The organism is Nocardia sp. NPDC056100, assembly GCF_042266325.1.
Classification (GTDB): domain Bacteria; phylum Actinomycetota; class Actinomycetes; order Mycobacteriales; family Mycobacteriaceae; genus Nocardia.
On the sequence record NZ_JBHJVY010000002.1, the window covers coordinates 1731093 to 1753194 of the forward strand.

Genomic DNA, 22102 nt, shown 5'->3' on the forward strand with positions numbered 1-22102 from the left:
ATTTCTCCTCTTCCCCCATTTGAGCCTGGAGGCCGTATGACTGCCGGTCCGCTCGAGCCGAAGACGAAGATCGAAAACAGGACGGTCGCAGAGGTACTCGCGCAGACCCGGGCGCTGGTGGAACCGGCACACCGGGCCGCAGTAGACCGACTATCGGGATCGATGCGCCATATCGCCGGATATCACGCGGGCTGGTGGGACGCCGACGGCGCGCCGTGCGCCGAATCAGGCAAGTCGGTACGCCCCGCCCTGGCACTGGCCGCCGCACGCGCCATCAGCGGCCGGCACGGCGATATGCGCACCCGCGCCGCGATTCCCGCGGCGGTGGCTGTCGAACTGGTGCATGACTTTTCGCTGCTGCACGACGACGTCATGGACCACGACCTCACGCGTAGGCATCGCCCCTCGGCCTGGGCGGTATTCGGTGTCGGTCAGGCGATTCTGACCGGTGACGCCCTGCAAGCACTGTCGATCGAGGTATTGAGCGAACTCCCGTGCCCGAATCCACCTGTGCGCGTGCTCATCTCGACGATGCTGGAGCTGTGCGCCGGCCAATCGGCGGATATCGGATTCGAGAACCGCACCGACGTCACCCTCGATGAATGCATGACCATGGCGGCAGGAAAGACCGCCGCGCTGTTGGGCTGCGCATGCGAACTCGGCGCGCTCGCGGCCGGGGCGACACCGCAACAGGCCGCACAGCTGCGAGCGTTCGGCAGGCATCTCGGCACCGCGTTCCAACTCGTGGACGACCTGCTGGGCATCTGGGGCGATCCGCGCGCGACCGGTAAACCCGTCGGCTCGGATCTGCGCAGCCATAAGAAGTCCCTGCCGGTGATGGCCGCGCTCAGTTCCGGGACCGCCGCCGGTGACCAGCTCGGGCGGCTGTACCACCGCGACGAGCCGGTCGATGATCCAGCGGTCGCGCACTTCACCGAACTGATCGAGCGCGCGGGTGCGCGCCGGTGGGCGAGCACCGAGGCCGAACGCGAAATCGCCTCCGCCATGACCTGTTTGGCGCGCTTGGGCGCGAGCCCGGCCGACACGCACGATCTGCGACTACTGGCTGACCTGATCACACACCGGAACCACTGATCCGATGGCCTCCTCGAAGGGTCGACCGGCCGGCGGATCCGTACTGCGCACCATCGCGAGTCCCGCCGATTTGCGGGATCTGAACGAGCCCGAATTACTGTCGCTGTGCGCTGAGATTCGACAGCACCTCATCGAAAAAGTCTGTGCCACAGGCGGACACCTCGGAGCCAACCTGGGCGTGGTGGAGTTGACCGTCGCCGCGCACCGAGTATTCGATTCCCCGGCCGACGCGATCGTCTACGACACCGGCCATCAAACGTATGTGCACAAAATGCTCACCGGACGCCTCGGCGACTTCGACGGCCTGCGCGCGCAGGGCAAGCTCGCGGGCTATCCGACGCGAGCGGAATCCGCACACGACTGGATCGAGAACTCCCACGCCTCAACCGCTCTGGCATATGCGGACGGCCTGGCCAAAGCCGCCCGCATGCGCGGGTCGGACCGGCGCGTACTTGCGCTGATCGGCGACGGGGCACTGACCGGAGGGCTGGCCTGGGAAGGCTTGAACAATCTGTCCGCCACACCCGAGCAGCCGGTTACTGTGCTGCTCAACGACAATGGGCGCTCCTACGATCCTACCGTCGGCGGGCTCGCCCACCATCTGCGGGAACTGCGCGCCGACCCGGACTCACGAACCCCGGGCCGGAATCTGTTCGAGGCCCTCGGCCTGGTGTACCTGGGACCCGTCGACGGTCATGACGTGGTGGCGGTGGAGAACGCACTGCGCCACGCGGATCGGCTGGGACGAACCGTCGTGGTGCACTGCGTCACAGAGAAGGGACGCGGCTACGCTCCGGCCGAACAGGACCTCGCCGATAGGATGCATGCCGTCGGGGTCATCGATCCCGCGACCGGTGCCTCGGTGTCCTCCGCGGCGCCCTCATGGACCGGCGTGTTCGGCTGGGAGATAGCCGAACTCGGTGCACGGCATGCGAATCTGGTCTGTGTGACGGCCGCGATGTTGCGGCCCGTCGGCCTGACCCGGTTCGCCGATCACTATCCCGACCGCGTCTTCGACAGCGGTATCGCCGAGCAGCACGCGGTCTGCTCCGCCGCCGCGCTCGCCATGAGTGGCCTGCATCCGGTGGTATGCCTGTACGCGACATTCCTCAATCGCGCCTTCGATCAGGTCCTGCTGGACGTCGCACTGCACCGGCAACCGGTCACCTTCGTGCTGGACCGCGCCGGAATCACCGGGCCGGACGGACCTTCCCATCACGGACTGTGGGATTCGAGCATTCTCAATGTCGTGCCCGGGCTACGGGTCGCCGCACCACGGGACCCGGCCTCGTTGCGCGAGTTGCTGGCCGAGGCGGTGACCGACGAATCCGGCCCCACTGTGCTGCGCTTTCCCAAAGCTGCTGTGGGGGAGGATATTCCGGCAGCCTCCCGAACGGACGGCCTGGACATCCTGCATCGAAGTCCCCGCATGCCGTTGGATGTCCTACTCGTATCGGTCGGCGTAATGGCAACCCCCGCGGTGGCGGCCGCGAAAGCGTTGAGCGCCGACGGAATCGGGGTGACGGTCGTCGACCCGCGCTGGATCTCACCGATCACTCCGGCCCTGGTGACGCTGGCCCAGCGCCATCGGCTCACCGTCACGATCGAAGACGCCGCCCGCACCGGCGGCACCGGCGCACTGCTCGCCCAGGCGTGCGCGGACGGCGGTCACCACACGCGAATCCGCTCGCTCGGGTTACCCCGCGAGTTCATCGAGCATGGGGCGCGCGCGGATCTGCTCGACCAATACGGGCTCACCGCGGCGGGCATTGTCGCCGAGGTGCATCTCGGCCTGGGTATATCACGCTCTGCGCCAGTGGATTCCGTCATCCCCGCGAACTCCGAACCGGGTTTGGCGGGCGATGCGTTCCTTGCCACCCCATCCACATCCGGTACGACGCCGCATCGGCATAGCTGAATCGACACACCACCGACAATCAGAGGGAGACGAACGTGGACGCGATCGCGAGGCGGGGCGCCGCCCCGGCGGAACCCCTCGGACCGGACAGTGTGATCTGGCGTTTGGCAGGGGATCGAACCGTGAGCTTGCAGGGTGCGTCGTGTCTGCTGATGCAGACCGCGCATCCGTCCATCGCCGCGGCGGTCTTCGACCATTCGGCGTATGACGCCGATCCGACCGGGCGGTTGATTCGAACCATCGATTCGATCCGGCGGCTCATTTATGGCGGGCAGGGTGCGCTCGACGAATCACAACGACTGTTCGAGTTGCATAAATCGATGAAAGGCATTGACGCAGAGGGCAATCGATATCACGCGTTGCACCCCGAAGCCTACGCGTGGGTGCTCGCGACGCTGTTCGACGGCCTGGTTCGCTATCGCAGGGCGATAAACGCACCGGTGTCCGAACCCGATCGCGAACTGCTGTATCAGGATTGGCGTCAGGTCGGCGCGGTATTGGGGCTGCAACCCTGGCATCTCCCGCCGAACGTCACAGAGTTCGACGAGTACTACGAAACGATGATCGCCGAGCGATTGCAGACCGGCCGCGTATTCCACCGGATGTTCAAAACTCTGGTCATGGACTCTGCTATGGCCTCACCAGTGCCGTACCTGCCCAACCTCGTATGGAATCAGCTCCGCCCGTCGGCAGGCTCGTTCGTGCGGTTGTTCGCGGTCGGTCTATTGCGCCCCACCGCCCGCGCGCAGTTCGACATGGCGTGGAACGCGCGGGACCAACGACGCCTCAACAGGTTCGGGACCACCATCCGGACCGTCAATTCCGCGGTACCCGCACGGGTGCGCCTGGACCGCATCGCCAGCGCGGCCCTCAGGTCGTGAGCCGCACAGCGCGCCGATGACACCTCGCCCACCGCCTCGGTAATGCCGTTCCGATGTGCCGCGATATACGGTGCAGACTATCGGCTGCTCGTGCATGTGAGGAGGGTCTGCATGTCCGATGCTGATCCCCGGGATCCCCGCGCTCAGGAGGAGATTCAGGAGGCGGTGCGCAGAGCCCGGCAGGGTGCGCTGAGCGGATATATGTCCGAGCAGGACATCGTCAACGCGGCGGTCGGGTACCTCGGAACGGACTTCACCGGCAGCCCGGGCATCGACCTCGAGATTCGGCGTGAGGTCGGTCGCCAGGGTATGGAATCGACCACCGTGTACGAACCTGCTGGAACCGGGTCGGCTGCGCACCCGCCCGCGTTCCCGACCGATATCGAATCACCCACGGCCGAACCGGTTTTCAGTCTCACCGTCGATCACTGGCTGGTGGACCGGGAAATCCAGCCCATGCGCGGCTACGCAGCCTACGACCGCGCCCTCATGACCAACAGATACGACCCGACCTGCCCCTCCGGTTTCTATCGCGGATACCTCACGGCCCTGGTCGGTCTCGCCCAGTCGGTCACCGTCCACGATTCCCTGGACCATCTCCAGGCAATTGTCGAACACCTCGATGGCGCGTTCCGCACCTGGAACGGCACCGCCGATGAGACCACCGGTGCGGCCTTCGCCCTGACCAACGCGTGGGCGTACACCGAATCCGGCTCGTCCGTCGCCGACATCATCGACTTCGTATACGGCGAAATAGCGTGCATCGCAGACTGTTTCGCACTCACCCGGTGACGCGGGCCGCCTCAGAGTTCGAGCGAATCCGCTGAGCGCTGCACCGCGGCATCGAGGCGAGTGCTGCGGGCGGTTTCGTTCAGCGCCCGCGCCACCATGGACACCGGCTCGACGGACGGGGTGATCAGCGCGATCATCGCACTGATCGAGGGATTCTCGAGCCGGAGCACACGCGCGCCCGCAGGTGGGCGCATGGTGCGCAGCCAGGTCGAGGGAATCACCGTTGCCCAGCGGCCGGTCGCCACATGCCCGAACAGTGTTGCCACCGAGTCGGTTTCGAGCTGGGGGCTGGCAACAAGGTTCTGGGTGGCCAACGCGTCATCGACGAGTTGGCGGGCACGCATCTCCGAATTGAGCAGGCACAGTGGCAGTTCCACGACCTCGTTCCAGCTGAGAGTGCCGGATTGGCCGGTGAGCAGTTCGTTTCCCGCCATCAGCACCTGCTGTTCGAAATACAGTGGGGTGACGGTCAACCCGGAGGTGTCCTGCCCATCGGGGTAGATGACCCCGGCGTCGAGTTCGCAGCGCCGCAATCGATCCACGATCTGCGCCGATCCCAGACTGCCATGCAGCCGCACTCGCACCAGGGGATGCTCGGCGCAGAACGGGTCGGTGAGCAGGGCGACCGTAGCCGCCGCGGCGGGAATGACACCGATCCGCAAATCACCGGTCAACCCGTTCTGCAGCGCCACGACCTCTTGTTTGAGCGCATCGTGATCGGCCAGAATCCGGCGCGCCCACAGCACCAGTCGCTCACCTTCGGGAGTGAGTCCCTCGAAGGTCCGACCGCGCTGTACCAGCGGAACCTTCAACTCCTGCTCCAACTTTCGGATGGCCTCGGACAGCGCGGGCTGGGACACGTAGCAGGCCGCCGCGGCCCGCGCGAAATGCCGCTCCCGAGCGAGCGCGACGAAGTATTCGAGCTGGCGAAACAACATCCCGCTATTCGACCATGCCCCAGTCGATCTCGAACCGACAACGCGTGCCACCTCGATGCGGGGACCACTCTCCGATCACTGATAGATCTCCCCGATCGTCGCGAAATCCGCATCGGATACCTGTGCAACGGGCCGACTGCATACCGCGCGCCGCTCGCCGCCGGCGCGGCCAACGACGCATAACTCACTCCTGTCGGCGGCCGGTCATCGGAAGAGCTTCGATTGATCGAAGACGCCGATCGAACTGCCCGCCATCGTTGTTGAACTGCGAGTCGCCCCTGACGGAAGCTTGATCGGCAGGGGCCAGGCCCAGTGCAGCCGCCCGCAGCCCAAGCCCGGCCCCTGCTTTCCTCAGCGCTTAGGGCGGATCTAAGGCACCAGCACTGCCGCGCCAGTGAAGCGTCCGTGCGCCAGGTCGGTGAGCGCACGGTCGGCGTGATCGAGCGGGTACGGGTGGACGGTCACTTCGAGCCGGTGCTTCCCGGCGAATTCCAGGAACGCCCGGGCATCGTCGCGGGTGTTGGCGGTGACCGAGCGAATCTCTCGCTCCTGGAACAGGTGCCGCTGGTAGTTCAGAACCGGGATATCGCTGAGGTGGATTCCCGCGATGGACAAGATCCCGCCCCGGTCCAGGGCTTCGAGCGCGGGCAGCACCAGCTCACCCACCGGTGCGAAGAGAATCGCGCCGTCGAGCGCGACCGGCGGCGGGTCCGCGGCCCCCTGCGCCGAACTCACACCCAGTTCCAGTGCGAGCTGCTGTGCCGCGACATCTCGGGTCATCACATGGACCTCCGCGCCGCGGGCAAGAGCGACCTGCGCGGCGAGGTGGGCACTGCCGCCGAACCCGTAGATGCCGAGTCGCCCGCCTGCCGGAAGCGCGGCGCGTTCGAGGGCCCGGTAGCCGATGATCCCGGCGCACAGCAGCGGCGCGAGCTCGGCATCGCTGTATCCGGTCGGCAGTCGATGAGCGAAATCCGCTGGTACCGTAGCATATTCGGCGTAGCCGCCGTCCGCATCCCACCCGGTGTAGCGCGAATTCGGGCAGAGATTCTCCGCGCCGCGCACACAGTAACGACACTGCCCGCAGGTGTGGCGCAGCCACGCGATCCCGACCCGCTCCCCGACCGCGAATCCCCCGGTATCACCGGAGCCCAGCCCCACAACCTCCCCCACCACCTCATGCCCCGGCACGACCCCGGGCCGATGCACGGGCAGATCCCCTTCCGCCACATGCAGATCCGTCCGGCACACCCCACAGGCCAGCACCCGAACCAGCAGTTCACCCGCCCCCGGTTCCGGCACCTCGAGATCAACGAACCGCAGCGGCCCGTCATCGATCGCCCCCGGTCGCTCCACCTGCCAAGCGCGCATTGCTCGAGCCTAGATCAACGCACCTCGCATGTACGAGAGGCCGCATTCGCCACCCCGATCCGATTGCCAGGCGCCCTCCACGTCGTCGGTGACGGCGCGAGGTACGTGAGCCCGAGCGAACGTCTCCGAAAGGCGGCTCAGGCCACCACATTCGAGCGGTAGTCCGGGCGGCTGAGCAGCGCCATTGTCGCCTGATGCAGTGTCGGTGCCAGGGCAGGCAGGGCCGAAGCACCGCGCATCCGGAGGCAAGCCCTGACTCTATGGTCGATGCCGCCTACCAGGAGGTCGAAGACGGGGTCCGGGACATGTGGATACGGCTCGCCCTGTGCACGCGCTCGCAGGTACGCGGTGCGGATGCGTCGGGCGAATACCCGCTCGACGTGCGAGCGCTGCTCGGTCAAACGCTCTCCCGCGGACAGGGTTTCCACATGCAACGCCTTCGTCATCGAGGGCTCGTCGGCGAGGAAGGAGAGATAGCCTCGCAGCGAGGCGTACAGCACATCGGGTAGCTCGCGCGTGGGTGCGTTCTCGACCGCCCAATCCAGTCGCGATTCCGCCATGCGCATCGCCTGCCCGAATCCGGCCGCGAAACAGTCCTCCTCGCTGTCGAACAGTTCATAGAACCTCGTGCGGGGTATCCGTGCACGCCCGATGATGTCGGCGACGGTCAATGGCCGGTACCCGATCTGGGCCACCACTTCGATTGCCGCCCAGGACAACTGGTTCCGCTGCACCGCGGATACGGCCGCGCGGGTCAGTCGATGCGGTCCGCGTGGCAACCGAGATCGTTCGACGATCGTGTACCGGCCCGATCCCATCTCAGGAAAGCCTGTCCGCATCGCGCCGCACGCGGGCGTCGTACTCACCACGCGCGGGCGTGTCGAGCCGATGTAGCACCCGATCTCGGGTGAGATGTCCGCGCACGGCGGCGATCAGCTGATCGGGCAGCAGTGCCGCGGCGATTTCGTAGGCACGCATCCAGCCCGGAACCGCCACAATCGTGCGGCGATGGTTACACGAGGCGACAACGGCATCGGCGATGCGTTCGGGGTCAACCGTGGGCAGCACGCCGCCGAGCTGCACACCCGCGACCAGATCGGTGCGGACCGCCGAGGGCAGCACAGCGGTCACGCTGACTCCGGTGCCGTGTAATTCGTCGCGCAGGGACTCACTGAATCCGATCACCGCATGTTTGGACGCGCAATAGGACGCCAGACCGGCACCTGGCACTTCACCCAAATATGAAGCGACATTGACGATATGGCCGTATCCACGCTCGAGCATGCCGGGCAGAACCAGTTTGGTGCCGGTGAGCACGCCCTTGACATTGATATCGAGAATGGCGTCGGTGACCAGGTCGTCCTCATCAGCGAAACGACCCATCGGCATGATTCCGGCATTGTTGACCAGCACATCGGGCGGGCCGTCCACCGCGGCAAGGAACTCGGCGAACGATTCGCGCGAGCGCACATCCAATCGGTACCCCTTACCGCCCACCTCGGTCGCGGCCTCCTGGGCCGCGGCCTCGTCGATATCGCCGATGAACACCCGAGCCCCTTGTGCGGCACAGGCCTTCGCGGTGGCGAGACCAATTCCGCGGGCACCGCCGGTAATCACGACGCAGGCACCACGCAAGCGCACGGGAATCATCTCGGACCTCCCCGGTGAGCCGAGCCGGCCGACTGAGCGCGGTCGCCGACCGTGAGCGCGATGGTGTGTGTCATAACGGGTATAAAACGCGAAAATGACTCAGCAGTCAACAACTGACGATTGATTCATTTACTGACTCGTCTACCATCGCCGCATGGCCCAGCCCCTATCCCGCGTGGAACGTCGTAAGCAGGAAACCCGGCGCGATATCCTCGACGCCGCCTTCGAATGCTTCGCCGAACGCGGCTACCACGGCACGTCCATCACGCATATCGCCAAGCGGGTGGGCATCGCCCAGGGCACCTTCTACCTGTACTTCCAGAGCAAACGCGACATCATCGACCAGGTCATCGACGATCTGGTCGAACGCCTGACGATCGCCCTGGCCGCACAACCGCCGGACTCCCCCACCACCCTGGGCGACTATCGCCGCCAGGCCGACCACATCGGCGAGTCCCTGACCGGAGTCTTCACCGCCGACCCACGCGCCACGCGCCTGCTGCTCTTGCAGGCCGCCGCCGTGGACGACGAAATGGCCGAGCGAGTCCTGACCTTCTACGACCTCGCCGCCGCCATCCAGGCGACCTACCTCCAGCACGGCGTCGACGCCGGCTACTTCCGCGCCGACCTCGATGTCGAAAGTGCCGCCCGCGCGGTCAACGGCATGCTCTTCGCCGCGGTGATGTACCAATTACGCGATCCGAGCCCGCAAGCCATGGAGAGCCTCGCCCGGACCATCCGCGAACTCATCGTCCGGGGGCTCGGAGCCGGAATCGATATGCCCTCGACAAATCCCTGAAAGACATTCCCCGAGTACGTATTACGTGTGCGGTGGTTCGAGTACGCGTGTCATCCAGATCGAATCGCCGCGGTCGGGGTCGGGATCGATGCGGCCACTGTTGTAGAAGTCGAGCTTTGCCAGAACACGCAATGACGGGGCGTTCCATTCGCGGACCGTTGCCCATAACCGTTGTCGGCCAGTGTGTGCCGCTGCCTCGACGACAGCGCGTGCCGCCTCGGTGGCGTAGCCGAACCCGTGGAAGCGTTGGGCGAGTTCGTAGGCGATCTCTGGTTCGTCGTAGGTTCCCTGACCGATGATCAGGCCGCAGTAGCCGATGAACTCGCCGGTGTCTCGGCGCTCGACGGGAAGCAAGCTGAGGCCGCGGGCGCTGCCGAGGGGATTGGCTATCGCCCAGTCGCGCATCTCCTGGACCGTTGGGTGCCCGGCGGCGTCGATTCTGTTGCGGGCGCGTGGATCCCGCTCGGCCCACAGTGCGCGATGGGCTTGCGCGTCGGTGGGTAGCCAGGGGCGCAATCGGAGTCGTTCGGCTATCAGACTCGAGGGGAACGCCGTGTACGCCACGATTCCAACCTAGTCAGACGGTGATGGCATCGGCGGATGTGCCGACCCACTGTTCCAAGGTCGCGGTCAGAGCGTCGGGGGACAGCGGGGTGCCGGCGGGGTTGACCCAGGCGACGTAGCCGTCGGGGCGGATGAAAATTGCTTCGCAGGGCGGGATCTCGCCGAAGACAGGCATATTCCAGTCGCTCGCGGGGATGTGGGTTTCGATGTAGTCGACGCGGTCGGACCATGCGGCGGGGACGGCGGTCAGGGCCTCGGTGCCGAGGTTGATCAGTAGTGGGCGGGCCGGACGCAGGAGGTCGAAAATCGTTGTGGCGCTTTCCTTCAGGGGAAGGGTCAGGTTGGGCATGCGGCGGCCCAGGAGCGGGTGGGTGTCGCCGAGGGGGTAGCGCAGGTCGAGACCACTGAGGATTCCGCTCAGGTGGAGGCAGGTTTCGGGGACGGCGAGCATATCGGTGACCACAGTGCGCAAGGCGTCGTTCTGGGCACCGGGCTTGATGAGCGCAGTTTGGGCCTTGGTCAGTTGCAGGACGGCGGCGGCGATCGGGTGCCGTTCCTGGTGATAGGTGTCCAAAAGCGCCTCGGGTGCACCGTGATTGAGTACGGCGGCGAGTTTCCAGCCCAGGTTCACCGCGTCCTGGATGCCGAGGTTCAATCCCTGTCCGCCGATCGGGGAATGGGTGTGCCCGGCGTCGCCCGCGAGGAACACGCGGCCGTGCCGGTAGTCGGTGATCTGACGGAATCCGTCGGAGAATCGGGACATCCACCGTGCTCCACTCAGGCCGTAGTCCGTGCCCAGGCCGTCGCGCATGACCTCGCGCAGCTCGTCCAGGGTGACTGGTGCTGCGCGGTCGGCGGGTGGGGTGGCGCGCATCATGCTCAGGCGGAACCAGCCGGGTTCGGCGCGGGAGATCTGGTACGTGCCGATATGTTCGTTGCGGCCGAACACACCGCGGCCGTCGGGCGGGGAATCGAGTTGCACATCCCCGACAACCCACCAGGACACGGGGTCGTCGCCGGGAAATGCGATATCACAGAGGCGGCGCACGGCACTGTGTCCGCCGTCCGCACCGACGAGATAGTCCGCGCGAATCGTGCCGGGTCCGGATGGTCCATCGACGGAAACCTCGACCCCGTGCTCGTCCTGGCGCAGGTCCACGACACTGGTGGACCATTCGAATCGCGCGCCGAGTTCCACGGCGCGCGTGGTTAGGATCCGTTCGGTCTGGTGTTGCGGCAGGATCATCGCGGCTGGCCAGCCGGGGTCGAGATCCTGTGGGGCCATGGGGATTCCGGAGAACAGCACGCCGGGCAGGGTCTTGCCGAGGCGCTGGAATTCTTCGCCGAGACCACGCTGGGTAAGGATTTCGACGCTGCGGGCGTTGATGCCGGGCGCACGGGACTCGCCGACCGTGCCGGAGGCGCGCCGCTCCACCACGACCACATCCACACCGCCGAGGCGTAGTTCGGCGGCGAGCATCAGACCGGTCGGCCCGGCACCGGCGATGACAACTTGGGCTTTCGAAGCCGAAGAGTTAGTGTTCATAGGATCCTATGTAACTCCACATAGGACCCTATGTAAAGGAAGATATGACTCCGATCACCACACCGAGCCTGGCCCAGCTGATCAATCGCGCCGCCCGCGCCTTCGCTCGCGATGCCGATAGCGCGCTCAAACCCCTGGGCCTGCGCTACGCCCAGGTTCCAGTGCTCGCCCTATTGCACGAGGGCCCCGAGCTGACCCAGAAGGAGTTGGCCGACGCGGCCGGGATCGAACAGCCCTCCATGGCCCAGCTGCTCACCCGCATGGACCGCGACGGTCTCATCCGACGCACACCGCATCCGCGCGATGCACGTAGTCAGGCCATCTCACTGACCCCCGGAACCGATGCCCAACTGACCGCGGCGACCGAGAGCCTGAGCGCGCTCAACGATCGCGCCGTCACGGGATTCACCGCCGCGGAGATCGACACCTTGAAGCAGTTGCTGACGCGAATCGGCGACAATCTCGACCGCCGGAAGGACATCGACTCGACGGGATAGTCCTCGTCGTGCGGGCGTCGAATTCAGCCCAGAGCCAGCGTGCTGATATCGAGGTTCATGGCGTCGAGGCGGTCTTTGTCCGATGGGAGAACAAAACTGATGACAGTCTTGCGGCGCCCGGAATCGTCGGCCACGCACGCGGCGTACGTATCCACGTCGGGTGGCAGATCGAAATTCACCACGAACGGGACCGAACCGTCGAAGACCATCGAGTGCGGGGCGGCCAGGAATCGAATCAGGCCCGAGTTGAACTCGGCGATCGCCGCCTGGTCGACGCTCGAATCGTCGGACCGGCATCGCACCGTATAGCCCTTCTCCGCAAACCTGTTCACAACAAGCTTCGCGCGCGCCGAGTCATTGACATACAGCACAGTGCGCTGCACCTCGTTGCGCGACAGAATGTCCAGCACCACAGCAAATTTGAGGGCGTCGGAGTCGACGAATACACAGTACTGAGTGACGTTGCGGAAACTCCGCGGACTGCCGGCCATCAGCCACCTCACCCTCGTGGAATCTGAACTCGGCAAACGATACTCCGAATCACATTGCACTACAGGCCCTTTCGAAAGGCCCATCGAACGAAGGTTCAGAGCAGGGGCTCGAGAGCCGCGGCGACGCGATCAAGGGGTGCATTGCTTCCTTCGGCTCGGCACAGGACCAATGCGCCTTCTATACCCGCGATCAGCAGTGTCGCGATATTCGCCGCCTCGTGATCGGGTGTTCCATTGCGCCGCAGGCAGTCTCGGAACGCATGCTGCCAGCGCTCGAAGATGGCACGTGCGGCCTCACGTAGCGCCTCATCATCGGGTCCCGCGCCGATCGTGATCGCGGCGACGGGACAGCCCGGCGGGTGTTCGCCACTGGCCATGATCATCTTGGCACCGGCGATAATCGCCCGCATCGCCGAGAGCGGTTGCTGTGCGGTGCACCAGGATTCGATATAGGCACCGACGGTGGCATCAGTGGCGGCCAGGACTTCCTCCGCCACTTCGGTTTTGCCGCGCGGGAAGTGGTGATAGATCACCCCGCGATGGGCCCCGGCCGAAGTGGCGATCTCCCGGATGCCGGTCGCGCCGTACCCGCGGCCCCGGAACAGCAGCGCGGCCTGCTCGATCATCTGCCTGCGGGTATCGCGCGCCACCTGCATCCCTCCATCATCTTGACTAAGTCGATCGACCTAGAACATACTCCACTCGCAAAATAAGACGATCGACTTAGCGAACTCGCTGCCCGACGAACAGGACCCCCATGTCTTTCGCCACCTTCCGCGCCCTGGCACTGCGCTACGTCACCGCAGTCCTCGAAACGCCTTGGCAGTTCGCCGTTTTCCTGATCGGCGCGTGGTTCACCCTCAACGGCGTCATCGCCTTCGGGATCTACCCCGATATGGCTTTCGGCGGGGACATGCATGCCTGCACGATCCAATTCCTCGGCTTCATCCCCGTCACCGTCAACGGCTGGCACGCCCTGTTCCACCTGATCACGGGCATAGCGGGACTCGCCCTGGCACCTGTGCGCGCCCGCGCCCAGCGCTACACCTGGGTGTGCGGCCCGTTCTATCTACTCATCGCCGCATTGGGATTCGCCGGTGGCGACCATGTCGTGCACATGATGGCGGTGGACACCTTCGGCAATATCGTGCACACCATCGAAGGCAGCATCGTCATTGCCATCGGCGTATGCCTCACGCGGCAGGGCGATCGGCCGAATAGTCCTGCGGCCGTTGCTGTTCGATGAGATCGATCAAGGCTTCCATTGCCGCGAGCGAGGACCATTCGTCGCGAGCGATCAGATCCGGATGACGATCGGATCGGGCGACGAACACTTCGTCGTCCGACGACCAGAACACGTGGACTGACGACAGGCAGATCTTTCCGCCGACGATACCCATGACCGCTGCCTCTTCTTATGAATCCAGACTCCGAATCCTAGATTCTGGCAACCGAACTCGAATGCGTTGCGGCTCCTGACGCTTCCACAACCATCGAGCGAGCGCATTTTTCCGACTCCTTGACGCATCCCCACCCAGCTACTCTGTGTTACAGTCTAGTGGTAGTCAGTGACACAGTATAGTGCGCTCGGGATCGAAGGAGGATTGCCACGGACAACTTGACGGAGATGTTGAAGGGCACGCTCGAAGGCTGTGTGCTGCAGATCATCGGGGCCGAGGAGACATACGGCTACGCCATTACCCGCCGATTGAATGACCTCGGTTTCACCGATGTGATCGAGGGGACGGTGTATGCCATCCTGCTGCGACTGGAGAAGAACAAGCTGGTCGACGTGTCGAAGCGACCCTCCGAGGTCGGCCCGCCGCGAAAGTTCTACGCGCTCAATGACTCCGGACGCGCGGAACTCGCAACCTTCTGGGCGAAATGGGAATTCGTCTCATCTCGCATCAATGACCTCAAGGACAGCAAATGAACTTCTGGGAGAAAGTCACCGGTAGCGACCTCACCAGGGAATACGGGGCCTTCGACGCGCGAGCGGAGGTTCTGCCGGCCGAGTATCGAGCGGCGTGGGACGAGATCAAGGCCAATCTGGCTGTGTACTCGGACTTCTCGGGTCGCAATCTGATGCCGATCCTCGACGGCGCCCTGGGACTGCTCGAGGAATCAGCGGCCGAGGGGCAGAGTGTCCAGGACGCTCTGGGCAACGACATCCAGGGCTTCTGTGCCGCGATCGCGGGCGAAGAAGGAGCCAAGACCTACCGCGACAAATGGCGAAAGCAGTTGAACAAGAACGTCGCGACCAAACTCGGCCGGTTGGGAGAATAGCCATGGGAATCCGCGACATCATCGAAGGCAAGCGCGAATGGCGGGCGCACGTGGCACGGGTCAAGGCGCTCCCGCCCGATTATCAGATCGTCTACAACGAGATCCAGAAGTACCTGTTCAAGGTCGGCCCGGTCGATCTGGTCGAGGGGAACCTGCTCTCGGGCCTCGTCGATTTCTTCGAGGAAGGCGTCGCGGCGGGCAAGGGAGTCCGCCAGGTCGTCGGCGAAGACGTTGCCGCCTTCTGCGATGACCTGATCAAGGACTCCCCCACCTACGCCGACCTCTACCAGGAGTCGGTCGCCAAAGAGGTCGCCAAGAAGGTGCGGTGACCGACGCCCGAGACCCTGCGGACAGCTTCGGACCTGGCAACTCACGGCGCGAGAAGTGGCTCGGCCTCGTAGGCCCGGTGCAGTAGCTCCACCAACGGTGCCGTCTCGGCGAACGACACCGACTCGATTCGGTGCACGGCGATGCCCGGATTCCACGAGTTCATGACCACCGCTCCGGACAGGGCGGGCAGGTCCGCCAGGGTGATTTCCCGCTCATGCTGGGCAACCCCGAGTCGCTCCAATTGCCTGCGCACGATGCCCAATGTGGTGCCGCGCAACATATCCGCGACGGGCCAGACCACCGCGGACCCATCCCAGAAGGCCAGATTCCAGATCGACGCCTCGCTCAGGCGTCCCTGACGGTCGAGGAACGCGGCGTCATCGAAACCCTTGGCGACAGCCTCACGCAAGTAGTACGTCTTGGCCACCTCGCCGACGTGCTTCACGCTCGGCAGCGTCCGTTCGTGCTCGATCGCCGCGAGCGCGAGCGGGCCGTCCGGCCCCGACGACGGCGGCCCGGTCCGAATCAGCATCTCGGGCTCGACATCTGTTCCGGCGACCGTGAATTCGCCCGCCGGCGAGTACACCGTCGCGGTCAATGACTGATCGGCCGGACCGTCCGCCAATGCGGTCCGCAGATATGCTCGCACCTGCTCGTCCGGCAGGGCACGGCCGAACATCCGCGCCGAGGCGCCCCGCAACCGATCGAGATGCAGATCGAGTCCGCGAATCCTGCCGTCCCGCACCTGCATCGCGGTGAAGTGGGCATATCCGGCGAATGCCAGCGGAGTCAGATCCTGCGCATCCACCGGGTGGCCATTGCGCTGAGCAACAAAGGAGTTCATACCTGCGACTCTGCCGCCGGACGCCGAACCCAACCAGTGCGCGGTGATCCGGGGTGTGGCACCACCAGCCTCCGGTCGCCATGCGCGTGACGCGTTTGTCCAAGAACACCGAGCACCATGCTCCTAGGGTGAAGCTAAGCAATCCACCCAAGGGAGTTGCATCATGACCGGATATGTCGCCACCGCAGAAACCGATATCACCGCCTCGCCGGAGCAGGTGTGGACCGTCCTGACCGACCCCGAGCAGCTCACCGAGCTCTGGTTCGGGGCGCAGGTGCGCACCGACTGGCAGGTGGGCAGCCCGATCGTCTGGAAGGGCGAGTACCAGGGCAAACAGTATGAGGACAAGGGCGAGATCGTATCGTTCGAGCCCGGTCGTCTGTTGAAGATGACCCACTACAGCCCGCTCACCGGCCAGCCGGATGTGCCCGAGAACTATCACACGCTCACCTACGAGCTGACCGGCGACGGGTCAAGCACCCATCTCACGCTGAGCCAGGACAACAATGCCAGCGAGGATGAGGCCGCGCACGCTCGCGGAATGTGGGAGACCCAGGTCGGTGGCATCAAGAAGGCTGCCGAGAGCTCATAGCGTCACGGGCAAGGCACCGCGCGTGCCTGGCAATGCGAAACCCCGGCCCGCTCTATGGCGGGCCGGGGTCTGTCTCGGTCAGACGTGCGCCGGTGGGGCCGCAGTCTTGTTCGATCCCTCTTCGCTCACTTCCGATTTCGGGATCAGAGCCGTGGCGATCAAGCCCAGGAGTACGAAACCTGCCGCGAGATAACCACCGAGATGGATGCCATCGGTCATGGCGGTCCGTCCGGCATCGGCGATCGACTGGGTTTGCGGCTGAGCCGCGAAACCTTCGATCGCCGCGCCCGCGCTATTGGTGATCGCGTGCGCATGCTGCTCGGCTTGCGCTGCGGGCACACCGTCCGCCTCGAGATGGTCGGTGACCTGTGAACTCAGCGTCGTGAAGAACACCGTGGTCAGGATGGCGATTCCGAGCGCGGATCCGAGTTGGCGGAACGCGCTCTGAATTCCCGAAGCCTGGCCGTTGTCGTTCTCCGGGATGTCGGCGAGCACCACATTGGTGACCTGCGCGGTGGCGAAGCCGACACCGACGCCGTACAGGCACAGCACCAGGGCGAGTGACCACCAGGAGCTGTCGGTCGAGGCGACCAGGGCGAGCCCGGCCAGCCCGAGCACCTCGAGCGCCAATCCCAGCCGGACCAGGTTCAGCGGCGAGGCCTTGCCCGCCATACCGAAGCTCGCACCACTGGCGATGAAACTGCCGATCGCGATGGGCACCAACGCCAAACCGGCTTGCACAGCGCTGTAGCCGAGGGTGAATTGCAGCCACAGCGGCAGCACGGCGACAATGCCGAATTCACCCAGGCCGATGATCAGCGTGGCGATGTTGCCATTGCGGAACGAGGCCAGCGAGAACAGCCCCAGATCCATCAGCGCCTTGTCGGTGGCTCCGGCACGACGCAATTGTGCTTGCCGCCACAGGAATCCGCCCAGTGCGGCGGCACTCAGTACGAGCGCGACCAGAACCGGCGAAGGTCCACTGCCCCAAGAGAATCCGCCGAGATCCAGCGGCTGGGTGGTGGAGATCCAGCCATAGGTGCGGCCCTCGACCAGACCGAAGGCCAACAAGCCCAGGCCCAATACCGACAGGATCGATCCGAGGATATCCATACGCCCCGGAACCCGAGGCGACGGTGCGACACAGGTCAGCACGCCGACCACGATCAGCACCGCCAGCGGCACATTGATGCCGAAAGCCCAACGCCACGAAACGTTTTCAGCCAACCAGCCACCGAGTAGCGGGCCCAGTGCGGCGGCCGCGCCGATGGTCGAACCCCAGATCGCGAACGCCTGGCCCCGCGCCTTGCCGGTGAAGTTGGCATTGAGCAGCGCCAGTGAGGTCGGCAGGATCATCGCCGCACCGGCACCCTGCAGGAATCGTGCGATGACCAGCAGCCCGCCACCGGGTGCGAGTCCGGCCAGAATGCTGGTCGCGCCGAACACGACCACGCCCGCGACGAATACCCGCCGCGCGCCGATGATGTCCGCGATCCGCCCGACCACCAGCAGCAGCGCCGCGAACACGATCGCGTAGGACTCCTGAATCCATTGCGCCTGAGTCGATCCCGTATGCAAGCCCTCGATGATCGACGGGATGATCACGTTCACGATCGTGGTGTCGACCACGATCAAGGCCACGCCGAGGGCGATGGCGATCAACCCGAGCCATCGACGGGATGACGCCGTCGTCTCGTCCATATCCCCTACTTCCATGGTGGAATCATTCCATGGTGAAAGTATCTACAATGGAGGTAGGTTGTCAAACGGTGTCGCCGGTGCCGATCCGGCCGGAGAAAGGTGGACAGGGCCGATGAACCACCCGGCTACCCGGGCGCAGCAGGAGCAGGTCATCGAGGGTCTGCGCGCCTACGGCGCCAACTTTCGCGAGTTCAGCCGCCAATTCGCGGCCTGGCTCGGCCTGCATTCCACCGACGCCGACGCCCTCATCGAGATCCTGGCCGCCGAGGAACGCGGCGTGTTTCTGTCCCCGGCGCGCCTGAGCGAGCGCATCGCACTGTCCCAGCCCGCGACCACCGCACTGCTGAATCGGCTCGAACAGGCCGGGCATGTGCTGCGCACGCGCGACAGCAGCGATAGGCGCGTGGTGACGCTACGCAGCAGCGCCGACGTGCAGAATCTCGCCGATGAGTTCTTCCGCCCCCTGGGCGAGCGCGTGGACGCGGTGATGGCCCACTACTCCCCCGAGCAGCTGCGTCAGTTCGACGGCTTCCTCACCGAACTGACCGCAGCGATGAACGCCCAGCTCGCCGAATCCCCCAGTGCCCCACAGGCACAGCGGATTCCGCGCAAGAGCTGACTCACGACCTGTCGGCGGTCCAAGCGTTGTGCGCGTCCTCGACGGTCGGGTAGACGGTGAAGATACCGTCCAGGCCGATCAGAGAGAAGATGCGCGCGAGTTGGTCCGGAACGCCGACCAAAGCCATTGCCGCATCGGCGTCTTCGGCGCAGTTGTGGGCGGCCAGGAGTGCGGTGATCCCGCTCGAATCGCAGAACCCTAGCTCGGTCAAATCCAGCAGAAGCAGTTGGGCGGCAACGAGTTCCAGCCCGCGAATGGCCTCGAACGCGGTCGGTGAGCTCGCGGCGTCGAGCTCACCGGTGAAGGTGAGAACCGGACCCGCCGGACCGGTGTGCTGGGTGACGGTGAAATCGGTGCTCACGCTTGCTGGCCTCCGGCCGGTGGAATGCTCATGGCGAGTAGGGCAGTGTCATCGTCGACCCCGTCACCGAATCCGGCGAGCACCGCGGTGATCGCCTCGATCAATGCGGGCGCGGTGGTCGGTCCGAGGTCGGCGACGAGGTCGCGTAGTTGTTCCTCGCTGAAGCGTTCGCGTCCGCGGGTGCGGGCCTCGGTGAGCCCATCGGTGTAGAACAGCACGGTATCGCCTGGGAGCAGCCGGATTTCGACGCTGGTGAACTTGGCCTTGCGGACCGCGCCGACGAGCATTCCGCCGCGATATTCGATCAGGGTGGTGGTGCCGTCGGCGCGAACCAGGACCGCGGGGGTGTGGCCCCCGGTGCTCAGCACCAGTTCCGCGCCGTCCATTCCGGGCGTGAGAGAGCCGAACACGACGGTGCAGAAGCGGGGTTCGTCATTGCGATAGCGGTGGTGCAGAACGGTATTGAGGTTCTCCAGTACCGCGATCGGGTCCGGGTCATAGACCGCGGCCGCGCGCAGTGTGTAGCGGGTCAGAGATGTCACCGCCGCCGCGGACGCGCCTTTACCCGAGACGTCCCCGAGGAAGAATCCCCAGCGATCACCGGCGAGAGGGAACAGATCGTAGAAATCGCCGCCCACGTTCTCGGCCGAGGCGGGATGATAGTAGGCCGCGACCTCCATCCCGGGCACCTGCGGCAGCACCGGTGGCAACAGTGAGCGTTGCAGGGTGGTGACCAGCTTCTGGACCCGCTGATGTTCGCGCTCGGCCTTCTCACGTTCGAGATCCGCGGCATAGCGGGCGCGCTGCAATTCCTGCTCGTACGCGCGGCGATCGGTGGCGTCGAAGATCGTGGTGCGAATCAGCTGCGGAGTGCCGTCCGGTCCGGCCTTGACCACCGAGGTCACCAGGATCGAGAGCCGCGAGCGGTCCGCGCGCACCAGCTCCAGCGCCAGCCCGCCCGCCTCACCGTGCATCGACAGCATCGGCCAGATATGGGTTTCGTAGTAGATGCGCCCGCCCACGGTGAGCAGATCGGCGAAATGCTTTCGCCCGACTAGGTTTTCGCGCTCGTAACCGAGCCAGCCCAGCAGCGTGCCGTTGATTTTCGCGATCGTGCCGTCCATCAGCGTGGACAGATATCCGCAGGGCGCGTTCTCGTACAGATCCTCGGCGCTGTCCTCGAGCAGGGCCGAGAACACGGTATCGGCGTTATCGTCGCCCGGCAGGTGCGGGCCGCTGGTGCTGTCGCCGGTCCGGGACATCATCTCGTGCCCACGAAGGCGACGATGGCCGCCGCGGTGGCCTCGGGTGCGCTCAATTGCGGGCAGTGACCGGTCGCGTCGAGGGTGAGAAGCACACTGCCGGAGATGTTCTCGTGCACGTAGCGGCCGACCCCGCGCGGCGCGATGGCATCCTGCGCGGTCTCGATCACGAGGGTTTCGACGCTGACCTTCGGCAGGTCGGCGCGATTGTCCGACAGGAAGGTGGCTTTGGCGAATACCTGCGCGATCTTCGGATCGGTGCGGCAGAAGCTCTCGGTCAGCTCCTGCCCGAGTTCGGGGCGCTCGGGATTGCCCATGATCACCGGGGCCATGGCGTTGGACCAGCCCAGATAATTCGCATCGAGTGAGTCGAGCAGTTCGGCGATATCGGCGTCGCTGAATCCGCCGCGATAGTCTCCGTCGTCGATGTAGCGCGGTGAGGGGGTCAGCAGCACCAGCTTCGCGAACCTGTCCGGTGCTCGATTCGCGGCCAGCACCGCGATCATCGCCGACACCGAATGCCCGACGAGAACAACGTCCCGCAAATCCATTTCGGTGCAGATCTCGACGACGTCCTGCGCATACGCGTCCAAACTCGCGTATCGATCCGCGGTCCACGCGGAGGTATCCGATCGCCCGGCCCCCACGTGGTCGAACAGCACCACCCGGAATTGCTCAGCCAGTGCCGGAACGATCAACCGCCACATGTGCTGATCGCAGCCGAACCCGTGTGCCAACAGCACCGTCGGACCGTCCAGAGCGCCCGTGACGACCACATTGTTCCTGCTACGCGCGCTCATTCACCTCATCCTGCCACCTTTCGGCGGTCGCTTCGCCGCCACCGACGACGCGGGCCGCATCTCAGTCGGCGTGCGGGTACCCGATCGCGGCGAGATCGTCCGCCAGATCCGCCAGGGTCAACTCGGCGTTCAACGACGATACGAGCCCCTGATCCAGCGGACGCAGGTCATAGACCGCGCGCACCACGTTCAGGTCCACGTCGACCTCGTAATAGTCCTCGGCGAAGCGCTGGAACGCTTCGGGCGATCGGTCTACCAATAGCTGGAACAGCTCCGCCGATCCATCGAGATCACCACTACCCAAAGGGAATTCGATCACCCCGTGCTGCCATCGATCATCGGTCGCGGCACGCCACAGACAGACGGTCAGCACGGGCACCTTGTTCTGGTCGGAGAACGCGGGCTCGGTCACGAAAGGCGTGAAGGCATCGGGAACCTCGTCGATCACCCCGGGCCAGGGCTCACCGTCATTGGCATACGGGCTCATCGGCGATTCATGGGCGAACCCGCGGATATACGCCCCGGCCGCGGAGAACACGATGGAGTACTCGTCCCCCGACCCGTTGCGCATCGACGCCATTTCCTGGCCTTCATCCCACGCGGCGTTGAAGGAGTAGTACCGGTCAACCCAGTCCGGGCTCAAGATCGCCTCGAGCATCGCCATCGAACGGCACAGGTCCCGAAGTTCGGCGATCGCCGGAAGGCGTTGCGCCACATCATTTACGGTCACGGGCTCATCAAACCCGAACCGTCCGACAACAATCG

Annotated in this window: 27 protein-coding genes; 12 read left to right on the forward strand and 15 right to left on the reverse strand. The window is 65.1% G+C overall.

The window, feature by feature from the left end:
- The first annotated feature begins 36 nt into the window (after positions 1 to 36).
- The 4 genes from ACFC0O_RS20365 to ACFC0O_RS20380 all read left to right on the forward strand — a co-directional run bounded on the left by ACFC0O_RS20365 (position 37) and on the right by ACFC0O_RS20380 (position 4686).
- Positions 37 to 1095 (forward strand): polyprenyl synthetase family protein, encoded by a 1059-nt coding sequence (locus ACFC0O_RS20365; RefSeq protein ID WP_375959999.1) that lies wholly within the window; start codon positions 37 to 39, stop codon positions 1093 to 1095.
- A gap of 4 nt (positions 1096 to 1099) precedes the next feature.
- Entirely contained in the window at positions 1100 to 3013 is a 1914-nt protein-coding gene (locus tag ACFC0O_RS20370) for a 1-deoxy-D-xylulose-5-phosphate synthase (RefSeq protein ID WP_375960001.1), read from the forward strand.
- A gap of 92 nt (positions 3014 to 3105) precedes the next feature.
- Positions 3106 to 3894: an oxygenase MpaB family protein gene (locus ACFC0O_RS20375; protein WP_375960772.1), complete on the forward strand. Its 789-nt coding sequence runs from the start codon at positions 3106 to 3108 to the stop codon at positions 3892 to 3894.
- A 111-nt stretch (positions 3895 to 4005) separates the two neighbouring features.
- Positions 4006 to 4686: a hypothetical protein gene (locus tag ACFC0O_RS20380; RefSeq protein ID WP_375960003.1), complete on the forward strand. Its 681-nt coding sequence runs from the start codon at positions 4006 to 4008 to the stop codon at positions 4684 to 4686.
- Between the two features lie 11 nt (positions 4687 to 4697).
- Here the strand turns inward: ACFC0O_RS20380 and ACFC0O_RS20385 are convergent, their stop codons facing one another.
- The 4 genes from ACFC0O_RS20385 to ACFC0O_RS20400 all read right to left on the reverse strand — a co-directional run bounded on the left by ACFC0O_RS20385 (position 4698) and on the right by ACFC0O_RS20400 (position 8645).
- Complete coding sequence (locus ACFC0O_RS20385; RefSeq protein WP_375960005.1) at positions 4698 to 5624, reverse strand: LysR family transcriptional regulator; 927 nt, start codon at positions 5622 to 5624, stop codon at positions 4698 to 4700.
- Positions 5625 to 5993: 369 nt separating this feature from the next.
- Positions 5994 to 6995, reverse strand: coding sequence for a zinc-binding alcohol dehydrogenase family protein (locus ACFC0O_RS20390; RefSeq protein WP_375960007.1), 1002 nt, complete (start codon positions 6993 to 6995; stop codon positions 5994 to 5996).
- A gap of 137 nt (positions 6996 to 7132) precedes the next feature.
- Positions 7133 to 7813: a TetR/AcrR family transcriptional regulator gene (locus ACFC0O_RS20395; RefSeq protein WP_375960009.1), complete on the reverse strand. Its 681-nt coding sequence runs from the start codon at positions 7811 to 7813 to the stop codon at positions 7133 to 7135.
- Position 7814: 1 nt separating this feature from the next.
- On the reverse strand, positions 7815 to 8645 hold the full coding sequence (locus ACFC0O_RS20400; protein WP_375960011.1) for an SDR family oxidoreductase: 831 nt from the start codon (positions 8643 to 8645) through the stop codon (positions 7815 to 7817).
- A 154-nt stretch (positions 8646 to 8799) separates the two neighbouring features.
- On the opposite strand from ACFC0O_RS20400, the gene ACFC0O_RS20405 reads away from it, so the two are divergent.
- Complete coding sequence (locus ACFC0O_RS20405) at positions 8800 to 9444, forward strand: TetR/AcrR family transcriptional regulator (protein WP_375960013.1); 645 nt, start codon at positions 8800 to 8802, stop codon at positions 9442 to 9444.
- Positions 9445 to 9465: 21 nt separating this feature from the next.
- Here ACFC0O_RS20405 and ACFC0O_RS20410 read toward each other — a convergent pair whose 3' ends face one another.
- A complete protein-coding gene (locus ACFC0O_RS20410) occupies positions 9466 to 10008 on the reverse strand; it encodes a GNAT family N-acetyltransferase (RefSeq protein ID WP_375960015.1) in 543 nt (180 codons plus the stop codon).
- 13 nt (positions 10009 to 10021) lie between these two features.
- The gene (locus tag ACFC0O_RS20415) at positions 10022 to 11554 is read right to left on the reverse strand and encodes an FAD-dependent monooxygenase (RefSeq protein WP_375960017.1); all 1533 of its coding nucleotides are present in this window, start codon (positions 11552 to 11554) and stop codon (positions 10022 to 10024) included.
- Between the two features lie 44 nt (positions 11555 to 11598).
- On the opposite strand from ACFC0O_RS20415, the gene ACFC0O_RS20420 reads away from it, so the two are divergent.
- Positions 11599 to 12051 carry a MarR family winged helix-turn-helix transcriptional regulator gene (locus ACFC0O_RS20420; protein ID WP_375960019.1) on the forward strand — a complete coding sequence of 151 codons (453 nt, stop codon included), beginning with the start codon at positions 11599 to 11601 and terminating at the stop codon, positions 12049 to 12051.
- A gap of 23 nt (positions 12052 to 12074) precedes the next feature.
- On the opposite strand, the gene ACFC0O_RS20425 is transcribed toward ACFC0O_RS20420, so the two are convergent.
- Positions 12075 to 12542, reverse strand: coding sequence for a hypothetical protein (locus ACFC0O_RS20425; RefSeq protein ID WP_375960021.1), 468 nt, complete (start codon positions 12540 to 12542; stop codon positions 12075 to 12077).
- Between the two features lie 95 nt (positions 12543 to 12637).
- On the reverse strand, positions 12638 to 13198 hold the full coding sequence (locus tag ACFC0O_RS20430) for a TetR/AcrR family transcriptional regulator (protein WP_375960023.1): 561 nt from the start codon (positions 13196 to 13198) through the stop codon (positions 12638 to 12640).
- Between the two features lie 101 nt (positions 13199 to 13299).
- On the opposite strand from ACFC0O_RS20430, the gene ACFC0O_RS20435 reads away from it, so the two are divergent.
- Positions 13300 to 13788: a DUF4383 domain-containing protein gene (locus ACFC0O_RS20435; RefSeq protein WP_375960025.1), complete on the forward strand. Its 489-nt coding sequence runs from the start codon at positions 13300 to 13302 to the stop codon at positions 13786 to 13788.
- Here ACFC0O_RS20435 and ACFC0O_RS20440 read toward each other — a convergent pair.
- Positions 13736 to 13942, reverse strand: coding sequence for a hypothetical protein (locus tag ACFC0O_RS20440; RefSeq protein ID WP_375960026.1), 207 nt, complete (start codon positions 13940 to 13942; stop codon positions 13736 to 13738). The two genes, ACFC0O_RS20435 and ACFC0O_RS20440, sit on opposite strands and share 53 nt — an antisense overlap.
- A gap of 227 nt (positions 13943 to 14169) precedes the next feature.
- On the opposite strand from ACFC0O_RS20440, the gene ACFC0O_RS20445 reads away from it, so the two are divergent.
- Genes ACFC0O_RS20445 through ACFC0O_RS20455 form a run of 3 tightly spaced genes read left to right on the forward strand, consistent with a single transcriptional unit; the run spans position 14170 to position 15157 of the window.
- Complete coding sequence (locus ACFC0O_RS20445) at positions 14170 to 14475, forward strand: PadR family transcriptional regulator (RefSeq protein WP_375960774.1); 306 nt, start codon at positions 14170 to 14172, stop codon at positions 14473 to 14475.
- Positions 14472 to 14828 (forward strand): DUF1048 domain-containing protein, encoded by a 357-nt coding sequence (locus ACFC0O_RS20450; protein WP_375960028.1) that lies wholly within the window; start codon positions 14472 to 14474, stop codon positions 14826 to 14828. The genes ACFC0O_RS20445 and ACFC0O_RS20450 overlap by 4 nt, the downstream gene beginning before the upstream one ends.
- A gap of 2 nt (positions 14829 to 14830) precedes the next feature.
- Positions 14831 to 15157 (forward strand): DUF1048 domain-containing protein, encoded by a 327-nt coding sequence (locus ACFC0O_RS20455; RefSeq protein WP_375960030.1) that lies wholly within the window; start codon positions 14831 to 14833, stop codon positions 15155 to 15157.
- A gap of 41 nt (positions 15158 to 15198) precedes the next feature.
- On the opposite strand, the gene ACFC0O_RS20460 is transcribed toward ACFC0O_RS20455, so the two are convergent.
- Positions 15199 to 16002 (reverse strand): aminotransferase class IV family protein, encoded by an 804-nt coding sequence (locus tag ACFC0O_RS20460; RefSeq protein WP_375960032.1) that lies wholly within the window; start codon positions 16000 to 16002, stop codon positions 15199 to 15201.
- A gap of 163 nt (positions 16003 to 16165) precedes the next feature.
- Between ACFC0O_RS20460 and ACFC0O_RS20465 the strand changes: the two genes are divergently transcribed.
- Positions 16166 to 16594, forward strand: a complete 429-nt coding sequence (locus ACFC0O_RS20465) for an SRPBCC domain-containing protein (RefSeq protein ID WP_375960034.1) — start codon at positions 16166 to 16168, stop codon at positions 16592 to 16594.
- 78 nt (positions 16595 to 16672) lie between these two features.
- Here ACFC0O_RS20465 and ACFC0O_RS20470 read toward each other — a convergent pair whose 3' ends face one another.
- Positions 16673 to 18310, reverse strand: a complete 1638-nt coding sequence (locus tag ACFC0O_RS20470) for a DHA2 family efflux MFS transporter permease subunit (RefSeq protein WP_375960036.1) — start codon at positions 18308 to 18310, stop codon at positions 16673 to 16675.
- 97 nt (positions 18311 to 18407) lie between these two features.
- Here ACFC0O_RS20470 and ACFC0O_RS20475 point away from each other — a divergent pair, with 97 nt between their 5' ends.
- The gene (locus tag ACFC0O_RS20475) at positions 18408 to 18914 is read left to right on the forward strand and encodes a MarR family winged helix-turn-helix transcriptional regulator (protein WP_375960038.1); all 507 of its coding nucleotides are present in this window, start codon (positions 18408 to 18410) and stop codon (positions 18912 to 18914) included.
- Between the two features lies 1 nt (position 18915).
- Here ACFC0O_RS20475 and ACFC0O_RS20480 read toward each other — a convergent pair whose 3' ends face one another.
- The 4 genes from ACFC0O_RS20480 to ACFC0O_RS20495 all read right to left on the reverse strand — a co-directional run bounded on the left by ACFC0O_RS20480 (position 18916) and on the right by ACFC0O_RS20495 (position 22067).
- Positions 18916 to 19275 (reverse strand): STAS domain-containing protein, encoded by a 360-nt coding sequence (locus ACFC0O_RS20480; RefSeq protein WP_375960040.1) that lies wholly within the window; start codon positions 19273 to 19275, stop codon positions 18916 to 18918.
- A complete protein-coding gene (locus ACFC0O_RS20485; RefSeq protein ID WP_375960042.1) occupies positions 19272 to 20537 on the reverse strand; it encodes a PP2C family protein-serine/threonine phosphatase in 1266 nt (421 codons plus the stop codon). The genes ACFC0O_RS20480 and ACFC0O_RS20485 overlap by 4 nt, the downstream gene beginning before the upstream one ends.
- The gene (locus ACFC0O_RS20490; RefSeq protein ID WP_375960044.1) at positions 20537 to 21337 is read right to left on the reverse strand and encodes an alpha/beta fold hydrolase; all 801 of its coding nucleotides are present in this window, start codon (positions 21335 to 21337) and stop codon (positions 20537 to 20539) included. The genes ACFC0O_RS20485 and ACFC0O_RS20490 overlap by 1 nt, the downstream gene beginning before the upstream one ends.
- Positions 21338 to 21398: 61 nt before the next feature.
- Complete coding sequence (locus tag ACFC0O_RS20495; RefSeq protein ID WP_375960046.1) at positions 21399 to 22067, reverse strand: hypothetical protein; 669 nt, start codon at positions 22065 to 22067, stop codon at positions 21399 to 21401.
- Between the last annotated feature and the right edge of the window lie 35 nt (positions 22068 to 22102).